Origin of the sequence: Limosilactobacillus mucosae, from assembly GCF_013423865.1 — a bacterium.
In the GTDB taxonomy this organism is placed as follows: Bacteria; Bacillota; Bacilli; order Lactobacillales; family Lactobacillaceae; genus Limosilactobacillus; species Limosilactobacillus mucosae.
The window spans coordinates 1,167,457-1,188,681 of the sequence record NZ_CP058954.1 but is presented as its reverse complement, the minus strand read 5'-3'; the positions used below and the strand labels follow the sequence as shown (position 1 = coordinate 1,188,681).

Here is a 21,225-nt window from a genome sequence, read left to right as displayed (position 1 = left end):
TCAACTTTGACAGTCACATTTGAGCTGCTTGCTGCCTGATGTTCTTGATAGGGTAAGTAGCAATGTACTGGTAATTTAATAAATGCATACAGAAAAAACGATCGGTTCCGCTCTTAAACGGGATCGATCGTCTTCTTTTTTGAGATATTGAATTATTGACCAACGGCTGGCTGTGGCTGCTGAGCCGGCTGTTGCGTTGAGCTGGAAGCTGCTGGAGCCGAGCTGACTGCGCTGGATGCACTTGATGAGCTTTCGCTAGAAGAACTGGCAGCGCTGGAACTGGAGCTGGAAGAGCTGGATTCCGAACTCGAATCAGATGCTGAGGATTCAGATTTGGAATGAGAACTGGAACTAGCTGAGCTGCTGGAGCTGGATGACAGTGCCGAGCTGCTGGTTACGCCTAGAGCCCATTTAGAATCTTTAATAACCAACTGACGAGTACCGTTTACCGTAACGGCTTCAACCGTGCTTGGCATAGACCAGTTCGTAGCGTGATTCTTGTTGTCAAGATACTGCATCAGATCCTTATACAGCAATTGCGCCGTTGTCTGGTAGGCTTTGGTAATTCCGCTGCCGGCCTGCATTGGATGATCATAGCCAGTCCAGATGGCAATTGAGTAGTTCTTAGTGTAGCCGGCCATCCAGGAATCCATTTCACCATCGGGATGGCTAGAGGTTGGATAATCCGTCGAACCAGTCTTGCCGGCTTGGTAGACGCCAGAAAGGTTGGCCTTAGTGGCGCTTCCTTGACCGGTAAAGACGCCCTTGAGCATATCAGTGATCATGTAGGCCGTTGCCTTGCTCATGGCCCGCTTGCCACTTGGTGAGTAGGTAAGCGTCTTGCCATCCTGCGTCGTGATCGAACTGATGTAGTAAGGCTTGTAGTAGGTACCGCCATTAGCAAAAGCCGCGTAGGCAGCCGCAATCTGCAGCGGCGATACGTAGATGCCAATCCCGTTTTGCAGCGTGTATGCCTTGGATTGGGAAATACCCAGGCCCTTTAAGAACTTGGTAGCCCGTGAAATGCCAACGGTCTGCAGCGTTCGGATGGCTGGAACGTTTCTGGATTGAACCAAAGCTTCGCGCATCGTCATCGTACCCTTGTATTGGTTGTCAAAGTCATGCAGAACCTTGTTAGTACCAGGGTAGACGAACTTGGTATCTTGAACGGACTTATAGGTTGGCCATTGGAGGTATTGAATAGCTGGGCCATAGTCCATCAAAGGCTTAACGGTCGAACCAGATGAGCGGTCAGTCTGAACGGCACGGTTAAGGCCATAGACAACGTTGCCAGTCTTGCGGCCACCAAGCATGGCAACAATTTGACCATTATTAGGATCAACGACGGCGACCCCAGTCTGCATCTTATCGCTTTGGAAAGCTACCGAATTGTTGGCAGCATTGTACAGGTGCTTTTGGGCGCTCAAGTCAAGATTGGTGTGCACTTTTAAGCCGTCCGTGTAAGGGTTGTATCCTTTAGCCACCAGCTGCGACAGAACTTCCTTGACGTAGGAGTCAACCACTTTTTCCTTAACTTGGACGGAATTATCGGAAGTGTTGCCATGGTTAGGATCAAGTCCTTCTTTGATGCTGACTTTTTTAGCAGCATTGGCCTGACTTTGTGAGATGTACTTGCTGCGTACCATGGCATCAAGTACCTGGTTGCGTCGTTGGGTTGCATATTTGGCATTGCCAGTTGTCGGGTTGTAGTAGGTTGGCGATTGGGGAATCCCAGCCAGCATTGCCAACTGAGCCAGACTAAGTTCTTTTAGATCCTTGCCGTAGTAGTATTGGGCGGCCGTCTTCATCCCATAGACCCCGTTACCCATGTAGACCTTATTGATATAAAAGCCGAGGATCTGCGACTTGGAAAAATGCCTTTCAACGTTAATAGCCAGCCATGCTTCTTGAGCCTTGCGCTTAAGCGTGCGGTCGGCATCAGAAGTTGAGAAGACGGAAAGCTTGACCAACTGCTGAGTCAGGGTGCTGCCCCCTTGCATGCCGCTTGAGCGATGGGTAATGTCGGCGACGGCAGCGCCCATGATTCGGACGGGATCAACCCCATGATGCTTGTAGAAACGCCGGTCTTCAATCGCAACGACCGCATTTTTCAAGGTACTTGGAATCTCGCTGCTGCTTGCGTATTCACGCTTTTGTGCGCCCAAGCGTGAGATGACGTTATTATCAGCGTCATAAATCGTGGTAGTAGTCTGACTGGCTAATTCATTGCGACTGATCTTGGGCGCGCTGGATGCATAATAGAAAAATACGCATGCTCCGGCAACGACCATTAAAACAAACAGTCCCAAGATCCACAACAGCACGCGCTTGACAATGCTGCCGCGACCAGTCTTTTTCTTACCGGACCGTTGACTGGAACGGCTCGGCCTTGATTGGTTGTTCATTGCTTACTCCTTTAAAATTAGTGCTTTTTGGCGGCAATCAGCTGGTCAACCGCTGTCAGATAGTGCAAGCGCGGATTTAGGCCATACTGAACTGGATAGCCGTCTTGAATAATAGCGGTCAAGGGAATTGATTTACGTCCGCCATGCAGCTGTCGTTGCCAATATTCAAACAGGCTGGTGGCTGGAAAGACATACATTTGATCGAGTTCGACAAATCTGATCAAGGCAAAACAAATCCCACCTTGATCAACACACTCACGCATATGACGAATCTGATGCTCATGAAAGTTCTTTAATGGAAAAGAGGCCTTATTGCGGGTTTCCTTGGCGTCAAAATCAATGTACCATCCTTTATAGATGCCATTGTAGTCAGTGGTTGAAGGCTGTTTAAAGTAGGCCTCGCGAATAACGGCGGCACTTCTTTTAGGATAATCAACCTTTACCAACTGAACTGGAGTTGGTTTTTTATGAATTACGGCAATATGATTTGCCAGGTAATACTGATTGCTGGCATTGATCTCAGCTTCCAATGACATTCCGCGCTGAGCATAGGATGAACGCAGCGCAACGGATCGAGACTGCGGTCGTTCGTGAACAGCGAGTGGCTTTTGACCACTTGGATAATGAATGCTCATCAGTTTTTCCTCCCTTAACTAGGTGTTATTATACCAGAGTACGAAAAAAACCGGTTAAATCCATACAATAAAATTAATTGCAAACTAAATTCGGAAAGGAACATGATTAAATGAAAAGACTGTGGACGACGGGCTATCGGGCATATGAACTGGGCGTCTTTGATGAGAAGGATCCCAAAGTCGCGGTAATTAAAGAGGTACTGCAAAAGGAGCTTTGCTATCAATTGGACAGTACGTCTGAGGAGTTTTGGCTGATTACGGGACCGCAAATGGGTGTTGAGCGTTGGAGCATCGAAAGCGCGCTGGCAATCAAAGACGACTATCCGCAGCTAAAGATTGCCTTAATGGAGCCGTATGCCGATTTTGCCGCGCGCTGGAATGAAAACAACCAGGCCCGTTTGGCAGCAGTTAAGGCCCAGGTTGATTTTGCCGGCCGAGTCAGCGAGAAAAAATATGAGTCGCCGGAACAATTGCGCGCCTATCAAAACTTCATGCTCCATTACACGGACGGTGCGCTTTTAATCTATGATCCCGAGCGTGAGGGCAAAACGGTTTGGGATTGGCGTGCTATTAATCGCTATCGTGAGCAGAACAGTGATTATTCAATGAGAATGATTGATTTTGATGAGCTCCAGGAAGCGGCTGAAGAATACAGTGAGCGTCTGCGAGAAACAGATGAAGAATAAAATTCAAAATTGACTCTTGCAATAATTTTTGAGTCTGGTAAAATTAGTTAATGTATTACGGATTAAACAAGCAATGAGGTGTTTAAGTTGGATGGCATTAAGTTTACACCGCAAGATATTTTGCAAAAACAGTTCAAAGAAAAAAGCATCGGTAAAGGTTACGACGTTTCTGATGTAGATTCTTTCCTCGATGATGTTATCAAGGACTATGACACTTTTAATAAAGAAATTACGCGGCTGCAAGATGAGAATGCTCGCTTGCGGTCCAAGGTTGATGAGCTTAATCGGCAGGTGGAGGTTGGTTCTTCCATTCCACGTTCAGCAAGCTCGCAGCCTGTTTCAAATGCAACCAATATGGACATTTTGAAACGACTTTCGAATCTGGAACGGCGGGTTTTCGGCTCACAGCTGAACAGCAGCGACCGTGACGATTCTCATTTGCTCTAGTCCGCAAATAAAATTGAAAAAAATAATGCAGGTCTTGGGCGATCGGGCATGATCATGCATCATGTCAGGAAGGTCCATGCTCGCACAGACTGCGATGTCTGTAGTGTTTGTGCTCGCTGAAAAAATAAGGCGGGGCACCGAGTGAACTCGGTGACGGCGGGAAAACCGGCTAAGGCGCAAGCTATGCCCTAGTATCCCTGAAAAGTGCCACAGTGACGAAGCAGGATTGGAAACAGTACTGGTGGAACGCGGTAAACCCCTCAAGCGGTAAACCCAAACTACGGTAGGGGAGCTTTGGATAGCGAATTGAAGTGATTCCAGGGGAGAGTTTTTACTCTGAGATAGATGATTGCCTCGATGTTGTCATGACCTGGTGACAGCATTACGACAAAACATGGCCTACAGAGATCTGCATTACAGGTGCCCGAGTTTATGCTCGGGTTTTTTGTTGCCATTAAATGTAAACGCTTTCCAAAAAGGCTGCGACTGAATTACAGGATGGTTTGATGTTTGATCTCATGCTTGCTGATTTATGATGATCAATCTAATCGTGGCTTGGCTAGACCTTAAATTAAAGACGCAGCAACTGCTTGTCTGTTTGAATAATTGCCAGGCCTATTAATTGATCATATCCAAAATAAAATTATGGAACGATGCATTTTTATAAATGGAACGAACCAAATAAATTAAAGAATATTCATTTAATGCTGATTAAATCCTAAGCGATGTTGTCAAAATTACAATTCAAAGGGCATATGTTGCAAAAAAAATTGAGAAAAAACACTTTTTTGAAACAATTCGTCAAATCTGTATTAAATTACTAATAATATATTACATATTTAACTAAGTTCGTGTTGTTGAAAGTATGGAATCGTTTTATACTTTAGATAGTTAAAAGCAGTAAACGAAATTTCTTTTAGAAAAGATAGTTGGCTGATTTTATTAATTATTTTCTAATAATTAATAAAAGTTGCTTTTAGCTAATAATTAGCTATTTTTATGCATGAAATTTACATTCGATTTTGTAAAGGGGTGATCAAATGCTGAGTGAAAAAGATTTGTCAGCCTCGCTGCAGGCCTTTGTCGATGGCTCTAATTATCGTGCCCAAGATGTTTTAGGCGTTCATCGCGAAAAGCGTGCGGAAGGTGAGGGATTCGTTTTTCGGGTCTGGGCACCGCATGCTCAGCAGGTTTGGCTGGTCGGTGACTTCAATCAGTGGGATGAGCATTCGCTGCCGATGCAAAAGGATCAATATGGCGTCTGGAGTATTTTTACTGACCAGGCACAGGCCGGCCAGCTTTATAAGTTTAATATCAAGCAGAGTACCGGCCGCGAAATCATGAAGATTGATCCATTCGCGGTCTGTTTTGAACAGCGACCTGGCGTGGCGGCCCGCATCATTGATTTTCCCAACCGAAAATGGAAAGACGGCTTATGGCGGGGGCGGCAAAAACGCGAGCATCATTTTAATCGTCCGCTTAATATTTATGAGGTGCACGCTGGCTCATGGCGCTTTCATGAAGACGGTACTCCCTATGATTTTAGTGATCTAACGCGCGAACTGATTCCTTATTTAAAAAAGATGCATTACAGTCACGTTGAGTTTATGCCGTTGATGGAACATCCGCTGCCGGCATCCTGGGGCTATCAAATTATTGGCTTTTATGCGCTTTGCTCCAGCTATGGCACTCCCGAACAGTTTCAAGAATTTGTCGAGAGCTGTCATCAAGCCAACATTGGCGTAATCGTTGATTGGGTGCCTGGTCATTTTAATATCAATGATGACGCGCTGGCTTATTACGATGGCACGGCGACGTTTGAATATGAGGATGCCGATCGGGCTAAAAACATCGGCTGGGGGGCCTTGAACTTTGATCTGGGCAAACCACAGGTACAGTCATTTTTGATCTCCAGCGCGCTGTTTTGGCTGAACGCCTATCATGTTGATGGGATTCGGGCTGATGCAATTTCCAGCATCATCTACCTTGACTACGATTTCGGTCCTTGGAAGCCGAATAAGTATGGCGACACGCGCAACCTGGAAGGCTATGATTTTTTGCATAAGGCAACCAAAGCCATCAAGCTTGAGCATCCCGAGTCGTTATGGATCGCGGAGGAAAGCTCAGCTGGCGTGCAGGTTTCCGGTCGAATCGAGGATGGTGCGTTGGGCTTTGACTACAAGTGGAACATGGGTTGGATGAACGATACGCTGGACTTTTACAGCGAGGATCCAATCTATCGCAGCTTTGACTTCCACAAGCTGACCTTCTCATTTATGTATCGCTTGGCAGAAAACTTTATCCTGCCGCTGTCGCATGATGAGGTGGTTCATGGCAAGCGCAGTCTGATGAACAAGATGTGGGGCGATCGCTATAAGCAGTTTGCCCAGCTGCGGAATCTGTATGTCTGGCAGATGACGCATCCAGGCAAGAAGCTGCTGTTTATGGGCGGCGAGTTTGGCCAGTATCTCGAATGGAAATATGATGCGCCACTGGAATGGGTTGATCTAAAAGACCCGTTGAACCAGTCGATGCAGCACTTTACCGCGGTTTTAAACGGCCTGTATCATGACAACCCATCGCTTTGGGAACTGGATACTAAAGACAGCGGTTTAGAGATCATTGATGCCGATAATAAGGATCAGACGGTCTTGAGCTATATTCGGCATGGTAAGCGCAAGCGTGATTTTTTGATCGTGATTCTGAACTACACGCCGGTTGAAAGACGCGGCTTTAAGATCGGCGTTCCTTACGCGGGTACCTATCATGAGATTCTCAATACTGAAATGAAGGAGTTTGGCGGCACCTGGACTCGAAATAATCCTGCCTGTCATACCAAGTCGGATTCATTTAAGGAATATGAGTATACGATTGAAACCACGGTACCGGCATTGGGGGCCTTGATTCTGAAACCTGGCAAAGATGTCAAGATCGCGCGTCGCAAGCCACAGCCACGACCAAGAAAGCAAGTTAAGCCAACCAACAAACAACAGCAGCAAGCGGGGAGCAAATAGAAAGGGGTGTTGGATGGAGCCCACCATCCATGATTATGAATGATGAAATGTTAGGGATTGTATTGGCCGGCGGTAAGGGAACTCGTCTGGGCAAGCTGACGCAGAATCAAGCCAAGCCTGCCGTACCATTTGGCGGCCGCTATCGAATTATTGACTTTACGATGAGCAACTGTGTCAATTCAGGCATTCGCAATATTGGCGTAATCACGCAGTATCAGCCCCTGGTTTTGGATCGGCACATTGGTAATGGGGCCAGCTGGGGATTGGATCGTTTGGACTCTGGCGTGACGATCCTGCAGCCATACTCCAGTCCAGATGGCAGCAAGTGGTTTGCAGGAACGGCGCATGCCATCTATCAAAACATCGACTATATCGACAGTATCAATCCAAAGTATCTGCTGGTCTTGTCCGGTGACCACATCTATAAGATGGACTACAGCGACATGCTGCAGCAGCATATTGACAATGGTGCCTCTTTGACGGTAGCCGTAATCGACGTGCCGTGGGAAGATGCTTCGCGGTTTGGCATCATGAACACTGATGAGCATGATCGGATTACCGAGTTTGTGGAAAAGCCGGCTGAGCCAAAGAGCAACCACGCCTCAATGGGAATCTACATCTTTAACTGGGCCCGGCTTCGTGAGGTCTTGGTCAACAACTTTACCAAAAACGACAATATGCTCGATTTTGGCAAGAACGTGATTCCATACTATCTGGACAGCGGCGAGCCGGTCTATGCCTACCGCTTCTCGGGCTACTGGCGGGATGTTGGGACGATTATGTCGCTTTGGCAGGCCAACATGGAATTTCTAGAACCAAACAACGGCCTTAACATGCAGGATCGTAGCTGGCGGATCAATTCCCGCAGTCCACTGGCGCCACCACAGATGCTGACTGATACGGCGGAAGTTTCACAGTCGATGATCGTTGATGGCTGCTACGTGGCTGGTAAGATTCAGCACAGTATTCTGTCAGCCAATGTTCGGGTCAAAGAAGGCAGTCAGGTGATCGACAGTATGATCATGCCAGGTGCCAGCATTGGTCGTGACGTTACGATTCGGCGGGCGATTATTGGCGAGAATGCCGTAATTGGCGATGGCGTAACGATCGATGGCGGAGATGATGACATTGCGGTAGTCGGCAATGGCGAAACGTTAGGGGGAACCTCAAATGAAGAATAATCAAATGTGTGCAATCATTGTCGACGAGCTCAATGATGATGCCTTAAAGCCATTAACCAACGAACGACCACTGGGAACGCTGTTTTTTGACTGCAAGTACCGCTTGATCGACTTTGAGCTGTCCAGTGTCGTCAATGCCGGGATCCGTAACGTTCAGCTGATTGAAGACGAAGACAAGGTGCGGTCCGTCTTTGATCACCTGGGTGGCGGTCGTGAATGGGGACTGGATGCGATTGGCTCCTATCAATACGTCAACTATTTCCAGGACAGTGAAAACAAAAAGGCCGCTGGCGAAAAATATTTCAACAACACGATTGAGTTTTTGGAAAAATCGCACACCGCCTATACGGTCATCATGGGGACGCGGATGCTTTGCAATCTCAATCTGCGGGCAGCTTTAAAGATTCACAAGCAGACCGATAAACCGCTGACGGTAATCTACAGTCGAACCGATGCCGATGAAATTGCCGCTTACGACAACATCTTGAGTTTTGACAGCCTGGGCAACGTGATTACCTGCGATGAGTTTGCCAAGCTGTCTGATCAAACAGGAATCTTCAACCTGTCGATGAACGTCTACATTGCTGATACGCGTTGGCTGATCGATGCCCTGCGCAAGGGTCAGCAGCTGGATGCGCCGGCTCAGCTGGATGACTTTTTAAAAGCGCAACTGCCTAAGCCGGGGTTGGCGGGCGGTTATGAATACGTTGGCTATCTGCGGAACATTTATGATCTGACGAGTTACTATCAAGCCAATCGCGACATGCTTGATTCCAACAAAATGAACGAGCTACTCTACACCAATCAGCGCATCATCACCCGGACGCGCAATGAGGTTGCCACCTACTACGACAGGCACGCCAAGGTTAAGAACAGTCATCTGGCAACCGGCTGCGATATTTACGGTACGGTTACCGACAGCTTGATCTCGCGGCGCTCAGTCGTTGATCCAAAGGCTGTCGTAACCAACTCGATCGTGATGCCAAATGCAAGAATCGGTCATGATGCCGAGGTTCACTGGGCAATTCTTGATAAAAACGTGGTCGTCAAACCGGGCGTCAAAATCGTCGGGACCCCTGACAACATTTTGGTAGTGCCCAAAGATACCCGAGTTGAGGCTAATTTGAGCAGTACGGAAGAAGAGGCGAATTAATCATGAAAATTATGTTTGCAGCCGCGGAATGTGCCCCGTTCTTTAAGAGCGGTGGTCTGGGTGACGTGGTCGGCGCGCTGCCTAAAGCCCTTGCTAAAAAAGGTCATGAGGTGCGGGTGGTTTTGCCGCTGTGGCGCTGGATGCCAGGCAAGTTTCAAGAAAAAATGGAAAGCTGGGGCTCATTTGAGGTCAAAGTCGGTTGGCGAACCGAGTACTGTGGCGTTGAGACGCTTTATCAAGACGGCGTGCGCTACATGTTTTTGGACAACCGCTACTATTTTGATCGGCCTAAGCTTTACGGCTACTATGACGATGGTGAGCGGTTTGCCTGGTTTCAGCAGGCAGCCTGTGAATTAATGGGCCGCTACAATTGGGTGCCGGATGTTTTGAACTGCAACGACTACCATACCGCGTTTATGCCGTTTCTGCTTAAGGAAAAATATGGCTGGGTTGGACCATATCATCACATCAAGACGGTTTTGACGATTCATAATCTGGAATTCCAGGGTGAATATGGCCGCGAAGTCATGACCGAACTGTTTGGCATGTCGCCGGAACGCTATGACGATGGCACGGTTCGCTATGGCACGGCCGTTAACTTTATGAAGGCCGGGATCCTGTATGCTGATCGGGTCAACACGGTCAGTCCAAGCTATGCGGCCGAGATTCAGACGCCTGAATTCGGCTGCCATCTGGATGAGGTGCTGCGCATGGAAAACTTTAAGCTGTGCGGCATTCTAAATGGGATCGACTATGACGTCAATAACCCGGTAACCGACCATAATCTGGCTGCCAATTACTCAATTAAGGATCTAAAAGGCAAGGCCAAGGATAAGGCAGACCTGCAAAAAGAGTTTGGTCTGCCGCAGCGTCCAGACGTTCCATTGATCGGGATAGTCAGCCGCCTGACCTATCAAAAGGGTTTTCAGCTGGTCGTCAATGAAATGGAAAATCTGATGAAATTTGATGTGCAAGTCGTGCTGCTGGGAACGGGCTATGCCAATTTTGAACACGACTTCCGCTGGTTCAACGGCGTTCATCATGATAAGTTTGGCGCCAAGATTGAGTTTGATGTTGGTCTGGCCCAGCGCATCTACGCAGGAGCCGATATGTTCTTGATGCCATCTGGTTTTGAGCCATGCGGACTTTCGCAGATGATTTCAATGCGCTATGGCACGCTGCCAATCGTTCACCAAATCGGGGGACTAAAAGACAGTGTCGAGCCATATAATCCGATCACCAATACTGGTACGGGCTTTGGCTTTGAGCAGTTTAGCGGCTTTTACATGATGGAGACCATTAAAGAAGCCATGGCAACCTATCAACAGCCGAAAATCTGGCGTCATCTGATGCAAAACGCGATGGCTAAGGACTTTAGCTGGGACAAGCAGAGCCAGGCCTATTTGGATATGTATAAGTCACTGTTTTAGTTTTTGATTGCGAAAAACTGAGAGGGGATAGAAATTTGAGTTTAACAAAATCACAGTTTAAGCAGGATTTTAAGCGGCGTTTAAAAGACGATCTGGCCTTGGATATTGATGAGGCCTCCTATTTTGACATGTACAAGGTCTTGGCAGGCATGGTCAAGTCAGCCTACAACCAAAACTGGCATCACACCTGGCGCAGCTATGATCAGCAGCACAAAAAGCAGCTGTACTATTTCTCGATTGAATTTCTGCCAGGCCGCATGCTGCAAAGCAATCTGTTCAATATGGGCTGGCTGGAGATCGTCAAGGATGGCATGAAGGAACTGGGCGTTGATTTTGAAAAGGTCGTGGAACAGGAAAACGACATGGCGCTTGGCAATGGTGGCCTGGGACGCTTGGCCTCATCGTTTATGGATGCACTGGCCAGTGATGGCTATGCCGGCAATGGGAACGGGATTCGCTACAAGTACGGCTTGTTTAAGCAGAAGTTCATTGATGGCTATCAAGTTGAACTGCCAAACAACTGGCTGAACGAAGGCAATGTCTGGGAAGAACGCCGGGAAACGCATTCCGTGCTGGTTCGGTTTGGCGGTCAGGTCTACCTGCAGCCAAAAAATGGTCAGCTGAAGCCGGTATACGAAGGTTCGCAGCTGGTTAAGGCCGTGCCATACGATACTGGGATGGTCGGCTATGAGAATGGCGTGGTCAATACGCTGCGGCTTTGGGATGCAGAGATTCCTGAAGATGAGGAAAGCAAGTATCGGACGATTGACGATCTGCGGCGGGTTGAGGATCTGACCAGCGTGCTCTATCCTGACGATTCAACGGAAGATGGCCGGCGCATGCGGATCCGTCAAGAATACTTCTTCGTTTCGGCTGGCCTGCAAAGCATTCTCAATCACTATCTGGAAAAATACGATCAGCCTTTGACCAAGCTTGATCAATACGTTGCCGTTCACATCAATGATACGCATCCATCCATGGCAATCGCCGAATTGATGCGGCTTTTGATGGATGAGCATGGTCTGGGCTGGGAGGATGCCTGGCAAGTTACGGTCAACGTTATGAGCTACACCAACCATACGATTATGGCTGAGGCGATGGAACGCTGGGACATTAACATGATGCAGCAGGAAGTACCGCGGATTCTGCAGATCATTCAAGAAATCGATCGGCGTTTCGTGCTGTCTTTGGAAGGCAAATATGATCAAAACTTCATTAACCGCACGCGCATCATCGCCAATAACCAGGTTCACATGGCACACCTGGCAATCATTGGCTCACACAGCATCAACGGGGTTGCCAAGCTGCATACCGAGCTGCTGAAAAAAGAAGTGCTGCATGATTTCTATCGGCTTTATCCCGAACGCTTCAACAATAAGACTAATGGGGTAACGTTGCGTCGCTGGATGGCGATCGACAATCCGCGGCTGGCTGCCATTTTGGATCAGGAAATCGGCTCTGGCTGGCGCAAGAACCCGCTTGAATTGGAAAAGCTGCTGAAGTACCGGAGCAACAACAAGGTCTTGGATCAGCTGATTGCCGCCAAGCAGGCCAACAAGCGCGATCTGGCCAAGTTTATCAAGCAGCAGACGGGGATCGAGGTTTCATCAAAAGCTATCTTTGACGTTCAGATCAAGCGGCTGCATGCCTACAAGCGCCAATTGCTGAACCTGCTGCGGATCGTCAAGCTTTATCAAGATTTAAAGGCCAATCCAAATGCCGACATCTACCCACGCGTCTTCATCTTTGGCGCCAAGGCAGCACCAAGCTATCAATACGCTAAGGCCGTGATCAAGTGCATCAATGAGGTTGCCAACCTGGTCAACAACGATCCTGACATCCATGATAAGCTTAAGGTCGTCTTCTTGGAAAACTACAACGTATCATTAGCCGATCGGATTATCCCGGCTGCCGATGTTTCTGAGCAGATCTCACTGGCCTCAAAGGAAGCATCGGGAACCAGCAACATGAAGCTCATGGCCAATGGTGCGTTGACGGTGGCTACGATGGATGGCGCCAACATTGAGATTCATGACTATGTTGGTGATGACAACATCTTTACGTTTGGTCTCTCATCCAAGGAAGTCTACCGATACTACGCCGATAATTCATATCACGCCAGCGAGTACTATGAAAACGACCCGGTTATTCATCGTGTCGTGGATGCCTTTGTTGATGGCACGATTCCAAATATCAGCATGGAAGGCCGCGAGATTTTTGATTCGCTGGTTCAGTATAACGGCGATCAGTTCTTTGTGCTGCGCGACTTTGAATCCTACCTCAAGGCGCAGGATAAGGTTGATCAGGCCTACCGCAACCCTAAGCACTGGGCCCAGATGAGTCTGATCAATACTGCCAATGCCGGTCACTTCTCATCTGACTTGACGATTGATCGCTACGTTGACGATGTCTGGAAACTGACGCCAAACAAGTAAGGGGGGACTGCTTTGGGGCAGATCCATTACAATGCCTGGCAGCTGGAGTTTAAACGGCCTTTTGGAGCACTGCAGGCGGGCAACAACGTTCAATTCAGCGTTAAGGTTGATTGCCAGAGCGTTACGCAGGTCGCGGTCGGTGTTACCAAGCTGGATGAGAATACGGTTTTTTATCCGCTGACTCAAGATGAAAATGAGCCCGGCAGGTATACCGGCGAGATCAAGATCACGACTTCCGGCTTGTATCACTACTATTTCCGGGTGCGTCGCGAAAACGATACCGCGCTCTACTTGGGGCATCTGCATGGCGGTACGGGGAAAGAGACTACGGACATCAGCAAGGTTGAGCCGTTTCAGCTGACCTGTTACGATCGACAGGTGCCGCGGCCGGAATGGTATCGCAATGCGGTTTTTTATCAGATTTTTCCGGATCGCTTTGCAAATGGCAATCCGCATGGTGAGATTGATGGCAAGAAGCCAAATACGTTTTTATATGCAACCACTGCTGATCGACCAATGTATATCTATGATGAGAACCATAAGATTGCACGCTGGGACTTTTACGGCGGCAACCTGCGTGGCATCATTGCCAAACTTCCCTATCTTAAGCGCTTGGGCGTGACGGCACTTTATCTGAACCCGATATTTGAAGCCTCCAGCAATCATCGCTACGATACCAATGATTACTTAAAGATCGATCCAATGCTGGGAACTGAAGAAGACTTTAAGACTTTAATCACGATGCTGCATGAAAACGATATGCATCTGATCTTGGATGGCGTCTTCAATCACGTAGGCAAAAACAGTCGCTATTTCAACGCTGGTCATCTCTACGGCGAGCAGACCGGTGCGGCTAATGACAAAAACAGCTCTTATTATGAATGGTTCAATTTTAAGCATTACCCGGATCAATATGACTGCTGGTGGGGAGTTGATGATCTGCCAACGGTCAATAAGGACAATCCCAGCTATCAGCAGTTCATCTATGGTGAGCGGGGCAGTGTCTTGACGAAATGGAATGATCTGGGAATTGATGGCTGGCGGCTGGACGTGGCCGATGAGCTGCCGGATGATTTTCTGCGGGCCATTCGTCATAATCTGGACCGCTATGATGATCGCATTCTGATTGGCGAAGTCTGGGAAGACGCATCTAATAAAATCAGCTATGGTCATCGACGTCCCTATGTCAGTGGCGACAATCTGTACGGTACAATGAACTACCCATTACGGCAGTGGGTGATCAGTCTTTTGCATCGTCATGAGGAATTGACCAAAGTTGGCGAAGATTTGTTAACGTTGGTGGAAAACTATCCGCGCAATTTCCTGCTTGATTGTCTGAATAACCTGGGAACGCATGATACCGAGCGCATCCTGACCGTTTTGAATCAAAGTGTGCCAATGGTAAAGATCGCGTTTGCCCTACTATTTAACCTGCCGGGAATCCCCTGCGTCTATTACGGGGATGAAGCTGGCGTGGAAGGTGGCAAGGATCCCGATAATCGCCGCTATTTTCCATGGGGGCATGAAAATACCGAATTGCAAAAAACGGTACACTACTGGTCGGATATCCGCCAAGAATGCGAAGCGCTTAAAGAAGGGCAGACTGGAGTCATGGTTGCCGGCAATGAGGTTTTGGGCTTGATTCGCTACACCGAAGACAGCGCGACTCTGCTGCTGGTTAATCGAGAAAATCAGTACGCGCTGGTGCGGGATCTGCAGTTCATGCATGTTCCAGCCAGTCTGCAGCAGGCTATTGAAAAACGAGTGGCTGGGCTGCGAATGGCGCCATTTACCACCAGATTCACTGAGCTGAACGTGATCTCGGTGATGGCCGATGAAGACAGCTAATAAGCATTAAAGCATCGCTGCAGTTTTGCGGCGGTGTTTTTTAGTTGCAGTCAAAGCAGAACTGCAGGGGAGCTGGGGAGAGGGACAGATCCGGGGCGACTAAAGGCTTTTAACGAATCTCGGTGAGGGGACGGCGATGCAATCATAATGTTGATTTGGCAATGACAACAGCTTGCGGATGCGACCAATTACTGGGAGGAAGAGTTGCCGTCAAACGTCATCGGCACGTATTATGCAAAAAATTCTGCATAATAACATATGAGAAATTTATCATTACCTACTTTTCTTAAAAAACGCTGTATAAGTAGGTAAAAATCAATGTATATCGAGTTAGGTATCCCTAACATTACCTACTATTAATCGAAAATCCATAAATAGTAGGTAATTCACAAAGTTGGTCTGGCCCAATCAACTTCAAAATATCCAATTTTACCTACGATTCGGAAAAAAGCTGCCGCAAGTAGGTAAAGTTAAGCAGGACGAGTATGCACTTACCTACATCCAGCTAAAAATTGAGGAATAGTAGGTAATTTGAGAATGTCAGCTGGTCAACGTTCAATTTTCTTCACATAGTCAGTGTTTTAAAATCATTAATTCCTAATTAGTGATCGGTTTTTGGAAACTAAGGATGTCAACTGGCCTAAAGTTAGTGATGTCAAGCTGAGCCGGTAATTACTGGTAAATTTGACTGCGTGGTACTGCCGCTTTCCGAGTGCTGATGAAGGTTTTTGCTGAGCAGATTAAAATTTTTTGAGATTCTTGTTGACAGTCGTCGTCGATTCAGTTAAGATACTTTATGAAAAATAAATTAAAAAGTGCTGAGAAAAGATGAGTATCCAATGAAGACCGCTTAGAGAGTCGTTAATGGTGGAAAGCGATCGGTCAAAGTTGGTGAAGATGGTCTTGGAGCGGTTTGCTGCGTGAGCCTTTGGTGAGCGCAGCACGGGGCGATGCCGTTATCAAAGTTGGGGTTTTCGAATAATCGAGAACTTGCTGAGGAGAATGCTGCAATGCGTTCTTGAAGATGGGTGGTAACACGCTGATCATGACTGTCAGACGTCCCTGAAAAATGGCTGAAGAGCCGTTTTTTAGGGGCGTTTTTTAATTTTCAACAGCACTGAGGAGGATCTTATGAGAAGAAAGCGACGTCGAAACTGGATTATTGCCATCGTTGCCTTATTAATCGTTGCAGCAGGAGCGATTGGCCTAATCTATAAACGGACGGCCAAGCCAAAGACGACCACGGTGCGATTAGGGTTGGTCGGGACTGACTCGCAGCCGGTTTGGAATAACGTCAAGGCGCGGCTCAAAAAGCAGGGGATCAATATTGAATATGTGGTCTTTGATGATTACGTTCAGCCAGACAAGGCCTTGAAGGATGGCAAGATTGACATGCACTCCTGCTTGACCAAGTACTACTTTGAATCTTACAACAAGTCACAAAACGCGCATCTGGTAAGCATTGGTAATACGGTGATCTCGCCATTGGGACTGTACTCCAAGAAATACAGCTCACTTAAAGATCTGCCGGACGGAGCTACGATTGCGATTCCAAACGAACCAACGACTTTGGGCCGCGGACTGAACATGCTGCAGTCGGCAGGGCTGATCAAGGTTAAGAAGAGCAGCGGCATCAAGCCATCATTAAACGACATTACCAGCAACCCTAAGAATCTGAAATTTAAAGAAGTTGATCCAGCAACGGCAGCCCGGGCCTTAAGCTCTGTCGATGCATCTGTAATCAACGGTAACTACGCGGTGGCTGCTAAGCTTAAGCCAGGCAAGGATTCGCTTTACATGGAACCAATCAACAAAAAGGCTAAGCCATACGTAAACATCATTGCCGTACAGGAAAAGGACAAGGATAACCCAGTCTACAAGAAGGTCGTAAAGGCTTACCAGACTGAAGAAACCAAAAAGGCAATCCAAAAGACTTACAAGGGTGCCCAAAAAGCTGCTTGGGATATCTATGGCACGAAGTAATAGTTAGTGACGATTAAACGAAAGGGGCAGTTAAGATGAGTTTTGAAACGGCAATTTTCGCAGGAGGATGCTTCTGGTGCATGGTTGAGCCATTCGATACCTATCCGGGCATTGAAAAGGTTGAATCTGGCTATACGGGCGGGCACGTTGAGAACCCAACCTATGAACAGGTCAAGACGGGGACGACCGGTCATACGGAGGCAGTCCGCATTACGTTTGATCCCGCCAAGGTTTCTTATGAACAGCTGGTTGAGATCTACTGGCACCAGACTGATCCAACCGATGCCATGGGCCAGTTTCAAGATCGTGGCGACAACTACCGCCCCGTGATTTTCGTTAAGGATGAGCAGCAGCGGCAGATCGCATTGGCGTCACGGCAAAAACTGGCCGACAGCGGAATTTTCGATGATCCGATCGTAACCAAGATTGAAGACGCCCAGCCATTTTATCTGGCAGAAGACTATCACCAGGATTTCTACAAGAAAGATCCGGAACGCTATGCCAAAGAGGAGGCTGGCGGACGAGAACAGTTCAAACAGGAACACTGGCACGCCTAATTTTTGAGAATCTAGAGTAACTTAAAACCCGACTGGTTTGCGAAAAATCGCGAATCAATCGGGTTTTTTAATTGCATTTACTGATTAATCAGCATTAATTTGGCTGATAAAAGTTGACCAATCCTTGGCTACGCTTGTTTGAGAGTAGGGGAGCATAGTTTTTGATATATTTTGATTATACCTTTTTAAAATTTCACGGTGGATTAGCAGGTTTGATAAAGTTCGCTGCAGACTCCAAGTATCACCAGCAGGGATCAGGTTGCCGGTCTTGTTGTTTTTAATCAGCTCATTTGGTCCATAGTTGATATCATAACTTACGACCGGACATCCATGCCCCAAAGCTTCTAGAGTGGCCATGGAAAAGCCTTCATAAGCGCTGGTAACGACTTCGATATCGGCAGATTGGTAAACCTGAGTTAAATCTTTTAAATAGCCGCAAAAATGAATATAATTGGCAGCATCTGCATTTTTTACCAGATGATGCAAAGCAGTTGAGGTCTCATAATTTTGCCAATCGTCATCATAGCCATAAATTTTTAAATCAATGAAAGGCAATTTTTGATGAAGTAAGATTACCGCATTGATTAGCTGGTCTAGTTGCTTGACTGGAGTGAGGCGAGCTACGGCAATTAACTGACCAGGAATCCGGCTTTCAAAGGGAACTTGTTTTTCCAATAGCGAATCAGGTAGAAAACTGACTGGGATTGCATAGCATGGTATTTTTACCTCAGGGCGTTTTTTTAAATCATTTGCTTCATGGCTAGTGGAGACGATAATGCCACTGAGCTGATTGCCAAGGTCAAAAATTTCTTTGATATAGGGAAATGGTTCGCCATCTGCTTGAGCATTTTGTGTAAATGCTGAATGAAGAATGATGAATTTTTTAGCCGATATATTCATCAGTTTAAAAATCGGCACGACATAGTCTTCTCGATCCGAATATAAGACAGCTGCTGAATCCTGCTTAACGATTAAAGTTAAAAAGTAGGCCCAAAAATTGATTTCTTGATCAAATTGAATCCAGCTGTTTGAATGTCTTAGCTGAATTAAGGTGAGCACTGGCACGTTACCAGGTCCGCCGCGATAATGATAGGTTAAAAAAGCAATGCCTTGATAATCGAAATACGTTCGCGTTATCAATTTACCTTTGTCATCGAAGTATTCAGAAAAGCTGAGTTGGTTATTGACGTAAAAGTCGCGACGATCAGTAAATCCCCAACGATCAAGATACGTAACGTAATCTATCTCATCGCCATACATATTGATTTCAATGCGGAGTCGGTCATTGATAAAGCCACGATTTTCTTGAATTACTAACTGATCGCCACTTAACAGTTCTTTTCTTAATTCAGCAGTTGAATTTTTATGATCAGATAATCTTTGAAAATAGGCAATTGGATTAATAACATCGTGCTCGATACCTAGTTCACGCCAAACATGCTGTTGATAACGTGAATAGACCAACGTGATGATTTTAGCCGGAATCTGAAGCGACTTAAAGATTTTTAGTCTTTTAATTTCGGCCAACTCAATTGCCGAAGTGAGCTTATCGATTCGCGATGTAATAAAATAATGCATTTAATCACTTCTTTTAATCTTTAGTCTTTGCGTTTATTACGATGAGTCAAGAGACTAATTAAACCACTTAAAATGATGGCAAGATAGCCTAAAATTGATAATGAGTGTTCATGTTCAGATTGATTGCCAGTCTTTGGTAACGATTGATTCTTTTGAGGATCGGACGCCTTAGTTGCTGGGTAATTGAGACTAAGATTAACTAGCTGAGTCGGTTGGGTCGGCTGAGTTGGCTGAGTCGGCTGGGTTGGCTGAGTTGGTTGGGTTGGCTGAGTTGGTTGAGTCGGCTGAGTTGGTTGGGTCGGCTGCGTTGGTTGGGTCGGCTGCGTTGGTTGAGTCGGTTGGGTTGGCTGAGTTGGTTGAGTTGGTTGAGTTGGTTGAGTCGGCTGCGTTGGTTGGGTCGGCTGCGTTGGTTGAGTCGGTTGGGTCGGCTGCGTTGGTTGCGTTGGCTGAGTTGGCTGCGTTGGTTGAGTTGGTTGCGTTGGTTGAGTCGGCTGGGTCGGTTGAGTCGGCTGCGTTGGTTGAGTCGGTTGAGTTGGCTGCGTTGGTTGAGTCGGTTGGGTTGGCTGAGTTGGTTGAGTCGGCTGAGTTGGTTGAGTTGGTTGCGTTGGTTGAGTCGGCTGAGTCGGCTGGGTTGGCTGAGTCGGCTGCGTTGGTTGAGTCGGTTGGGTTGGCTGAGTCGGCTGGGTTGGTTGCGTTGGTTGAGTCGGCTGAGTCGGCTGGATTAGCTGAGTGCAAAGGTCCCAACGATGAGACTCGCCACCGATGATGTTGACGGAATTAGCGACGATATTGCCATCAATATTTACATTTGCATTAACAGTTGCGTTCGGCGCCAGAATGCTACCCATAAAACGGCCACTATTGAAATTAAGTGTCAATTTATCATTGCCGAAATTCCAAACGATATGATTTGGCTTGGTATGTGATTCACTATTGGCTAGAATGTTGCCATCCTCATATTTTAGTTGAATCTGGGTTGAGATATTTTGATTGTCGTTGGGAATATCAGTTACATTTACTACGATGGTTGGTGCAACCAATGAGTTTGATAAACCTTTGATAGTAAGAGGCTGAGGCGCACTTAGATATTCAAATGGAATATTCAAATAGATGTAGCCATTTTCTGCCTTGGCATTTGAGACATCTACGTATCGATTATTCATGTCAGTAAAATTGGCGACCACATTTTCTGAATTGGCAGAGTGATTTGAAGCGGTGCTTGAGTTTAGCTTTAGCTTATTGAAAACTTGATCAAAGTTAATAAATGGTTTATCCACATCGCTTTGAACATCGGCCGGTTTTAAATTATTAATTGTGGTGTCATTGATCAAAACCCGGTCAGCTTGCTTGTCAACTTTAATTTTCTTGCCAAGAATAACGTGATTAAAGGATGTATTTCTAAAGGCATTTCCAGGGAGATTTTGGGCCAACTGTTGAATGTAGTTAATGTCGCCGCTTGTTAAATTAGGAGATTCGCCACGGGTACCAAAGTCGTTTGCTTTGTTTAGTATTTTGACTGCTAAATTGCCGTTTGTATCTGCAGTTAAACTAGCTTGATTAGCAAAAATATGGAAAAGAGAGGCAATGCTAAGAAAATTCTGAGAATCCAAATCATTGACATTGATGCCAAGTTTCTTAAGGTAATCATCATTGCCTATCCATCCCAACTTGTTACTGATGGTATCGACAGCTGTTGAACTGGATTGATTAGACTTTTGGGCTACGACTGGAGTGATGCTGCTTGCATGAACTTGTTTAGGAGACAGACTGGCAGTTGATAGCATTCCTAGAGATGCTGCAATCATACCAGCGCTGAATTCCTTGGTCAAACTATGCTTTTTCATAAATGTCTACCTTCTTTACAAAAAAATAT

14 protein-coding genes and 1 other RNA gene are annotated in these 21,225 nt (G+C 46.7%); 11 read left to right on the top strand and 4 right to left on the bottom strand.

The genetic code is table 11. The annotated features are described in order from the left end of the window. Positions 1-152: 152 nt before the first annotated feature. Entirely contained in the window at positions 153-2,405 is a 2,253-nt protein-coding gene (locus H0G69_RS05630; RefSeq protein ID WP_180304364.1) for a PBP1A family penicillin-binding protein, read from the bottom strand. Positions 2,406-2,422: 17 nt separating this feature from the next. Continuing rightward, on the bottom strand, positions 2,423-3,040 hold the full coding sequence (gene recU / locus H0G69_RS05625) for a Holliday junction resolvase RecU (RefSeq protein ID WP_033934870.1): 618 nt from the start codon (positions 3,038-3,040) through the stop codon (positions 2,423-2,425). A 110-nt stretch (positions 3,041-3,150) separates the two neighbouring features. On the opposite strand from recU, the gene H0G69_RS05620 reads away from it, so the two are divergent. The 11 genes from H0G69_RS05620 to msrA all read left to right on the top strand — a co-directional run bounded on the left by H0G69_RS05620 (position 3,151) and on the right by msrA (position 17,774). After that, positions 3,151-3,726, top strand: a complete 576-nt coding sequence (locus H0G69_RS05620) for an SLOG family protein (RefSeq protein ID WP_143113528.1) — start codon at positions 3,151-3,153, stop codon at positions 3,724-3,726. Positions 3,727-3,813: 87 nt separating this feature from the next. Continuing rightward, complete coding sequence (gpsB, locus tag H0G69_RS05615) at positions 3,814-4,173, top strand: cell division regulator GpsB (protein ID WP_179944428.1); 360 nt, start codon at positions 3,814-3,816, stop codon at positions 4,171-4,173. 30 nt (positions 4,174-4,203) lie between these two features. Continuing rightward, an RNA gene (rnpB, locus tag H0G69_RS05610) (RNase P RNA component class B) lies at positions 4,204-4,580 on the top strand. 633 nt (positions 4,581-5,213) lie between these two features. Further along, positions 5,214-7,187: a 1,4-alpha-glucan branching protein GlgB gene (glgB, locus tag H0G69_RS05605; protein WP_180304363.1), complete on the top strand. Its 1,974-nt coding sequence runs from the start codon at positions 5,214-5,216 to the stop codon at positions 7,185-7,187. A gap of 35 nt (positions 7,188-7,222) precedes the next feature. Next, positions 7,223-8,368 (top strand): glucose-1-phosphate adenylyltransferase, encoded by a 1,146-nt coding sequence (locus H0G69_RS05600; protein ID WP_039945028.1) that lies wholly within the window; start codon positions 7,223-7,225, stop codon positions 8,366-8,368. Beyond that, on the top strand, positions 8,358-9,521 hold the full coding sequence (glgD, locus tag H0G69_RS05595) for a glucose-1-phosphate adenylyltransferase subunit GlgD (protein WP_240164313.1): 1,164 nt from the start codon (positions 8,358-8,360) through the stop codon (positions 9,519-9,521). Before H0G69_RS05600 ends, glgD begins: the two co-directional genes overlap by 11 nt. A gap of 2 nt (positions 9,522-9,523) precedes the next feature. Beyond that, positions 9,524-10,951, top strand: coding sequence for a glycogen synthase GlgA (glgA, locus tag H0G69_RS05590; protein ID WP_180304362.1), 1,428 nt, complete (start codon positions 9,524-9,526; stop codon positions 10,949-10,951). 35 nt (positions 10,952-10,986) lie between these two features. Beyond that, positions 10,987-13,386, top strand: a complete 2,400-nt coding sequence (locus H0G69_RS05585; protein WP_180304361.1) for a glycogen/starch/alpha-glucan phosphorylase — start codon at positions 10,987-10,989, stop codon at positions 13,384-13,386. Positions 13,387-13,398: 12 nt separating this feature from the next. After that, entirely contained in the window at positions 13,399-15,234 is a 1,836-nt protein-coding gene (locus H0G69_RS05580) for a glycoside hydrolase family 13 protein (protein ID WP_180304360.1), read from the top strand. 1,131 nt (positions 15,235-16,365) lie between these two features. After that, positions 16,366-17,217 carry a MetQ/NlpA family ABC transporter substrate-binding protein gene (locus H0G69_RS05575; RefSeq protein ID WP_180304359.1) on the top strand — a complete coding sequence of 284 codons (852 nt, stop codon included), beginning with the start codon at positions 16,366-16,368 and terminating at the stop codon, positions 17,215-17,217. Positions 17,218-17,252: 35 nt separating this feature from the next. Next, the gene (msrA, locus tag H0G69_RS05570; RefSeq protein WP_033935574.1) at positions 17,253-17,774 is read left to right on the top strand and encodes a peptide-methionine (S)-S-oxide reductase MsrA; all 522 of its coding nucleotides are present in this window, start codon (positions 17,253-17,255) and stop codon (positions 17,772-17,774) included. 84 nt (positions 17,775-17,858) lie between these two features. On the opposite strand, the gene H0G69_RS05565 is transcribed toward msrA, so the two are convergent. Then, complete coding sequence (locus H0G69_RS05565) at positions 17,859-19,352, bottom strand: glycosyltransferase (protein WP_180304358.1); 1,494 nt, start codon at positions 19,350-19,352, stop codon at positions 17,859-17,861. A 20-nt stretch (positions 19,353-19,372) separates the two neighbouring features. After that, positions 19,373-21,196 (bottom strand): collagen-binding domain-containing protein, encoded by a 1,824-nt coding sequence (locus H0G69_RS05560; protein ID WP_180304357.1) that lies wholly within the window; start codon positions 21,194-21,196, stop codon positions 19,373-19,375. Positions 21,197-21,225: the final 29 nt, after the last annotated feature.

Bases quoted from the DNA above. Each gene is read 5' to 3' on its own strand.
- glgB (WP_180304363.1), top strand. From the start codon at position 5,214: ATGCTGAGTGAAAAAGATTTGTCAGCCTCGCTGCAGGCCTTTGTCGAT.
- H0G69_RS05575 (WP_180304359.1), top strand. From the start codon at position 16,366: ATGAGAAGAAAGCGACGTCGAAACTGGATTATTGCCATCGTTGCCTTA.
- H0G69_RS05565 (WP_180304358.1), bottom strand. From the start codon at position 19,352: ATGCATTATTTTATTACATCGCGAATCGATAAGCTCACTTCGGCAATT.
- glgD (WP_240164313.1), top strand. From the start codon at position 8,358: ATGAAGAATAATCAAATGTGTGCAATCATTGTCGACGAGCTCAATGAT.
- recU (WP_033934870.1), bottom strand. From the start codon at position 3,040: ATGAGCATTCATTATCCAAGTGGTCAAAAGCCACTCGCTGTTCACGAA.
- msrA (WP_033935574.1), top strand. From the start codon at position 17,253: ATGAGTTTTGAAACGGCAATTTTCGCAGGAGGATGCTTCTGGTGCATG.
- H0G69_RS05630 (WP_180304364.1), bottom strand. From the start codon at position 2,405: ATGAACAACCAATCAAGGCCGAGCCGTTCCAGTCAACGGTCCGGTAAG.
- H0G69_RS05560 (WP_180304357.1), bottom strand. From the start codon at position 21,196: ATGAAAAAGCATAGTTTGACCAAGGAATTCAGCGCTGGTATGATTGCA.
- H0G69_RS05620 (WP_143113528.1), top strand. From the start codon at position 3,151: ATGAAAAGACTGTGGACGACGGGCTATCGGGCATATGAACTGGGCGTC.
- glgA (WP_180304362.1), top strand. From the start codon at position 9,524: ATGAAAATTATGTTTGCAGCCGCGGAATGTGCCCCGTTCTTTAAGAGC.
- H0G69_RS05600 (WP_039945028.1), top strand. From the start codon at position 7,223: ATGAATGATGAAATGTTAGGGATTGTATTGGCCGGCGGTAAGGGAACT.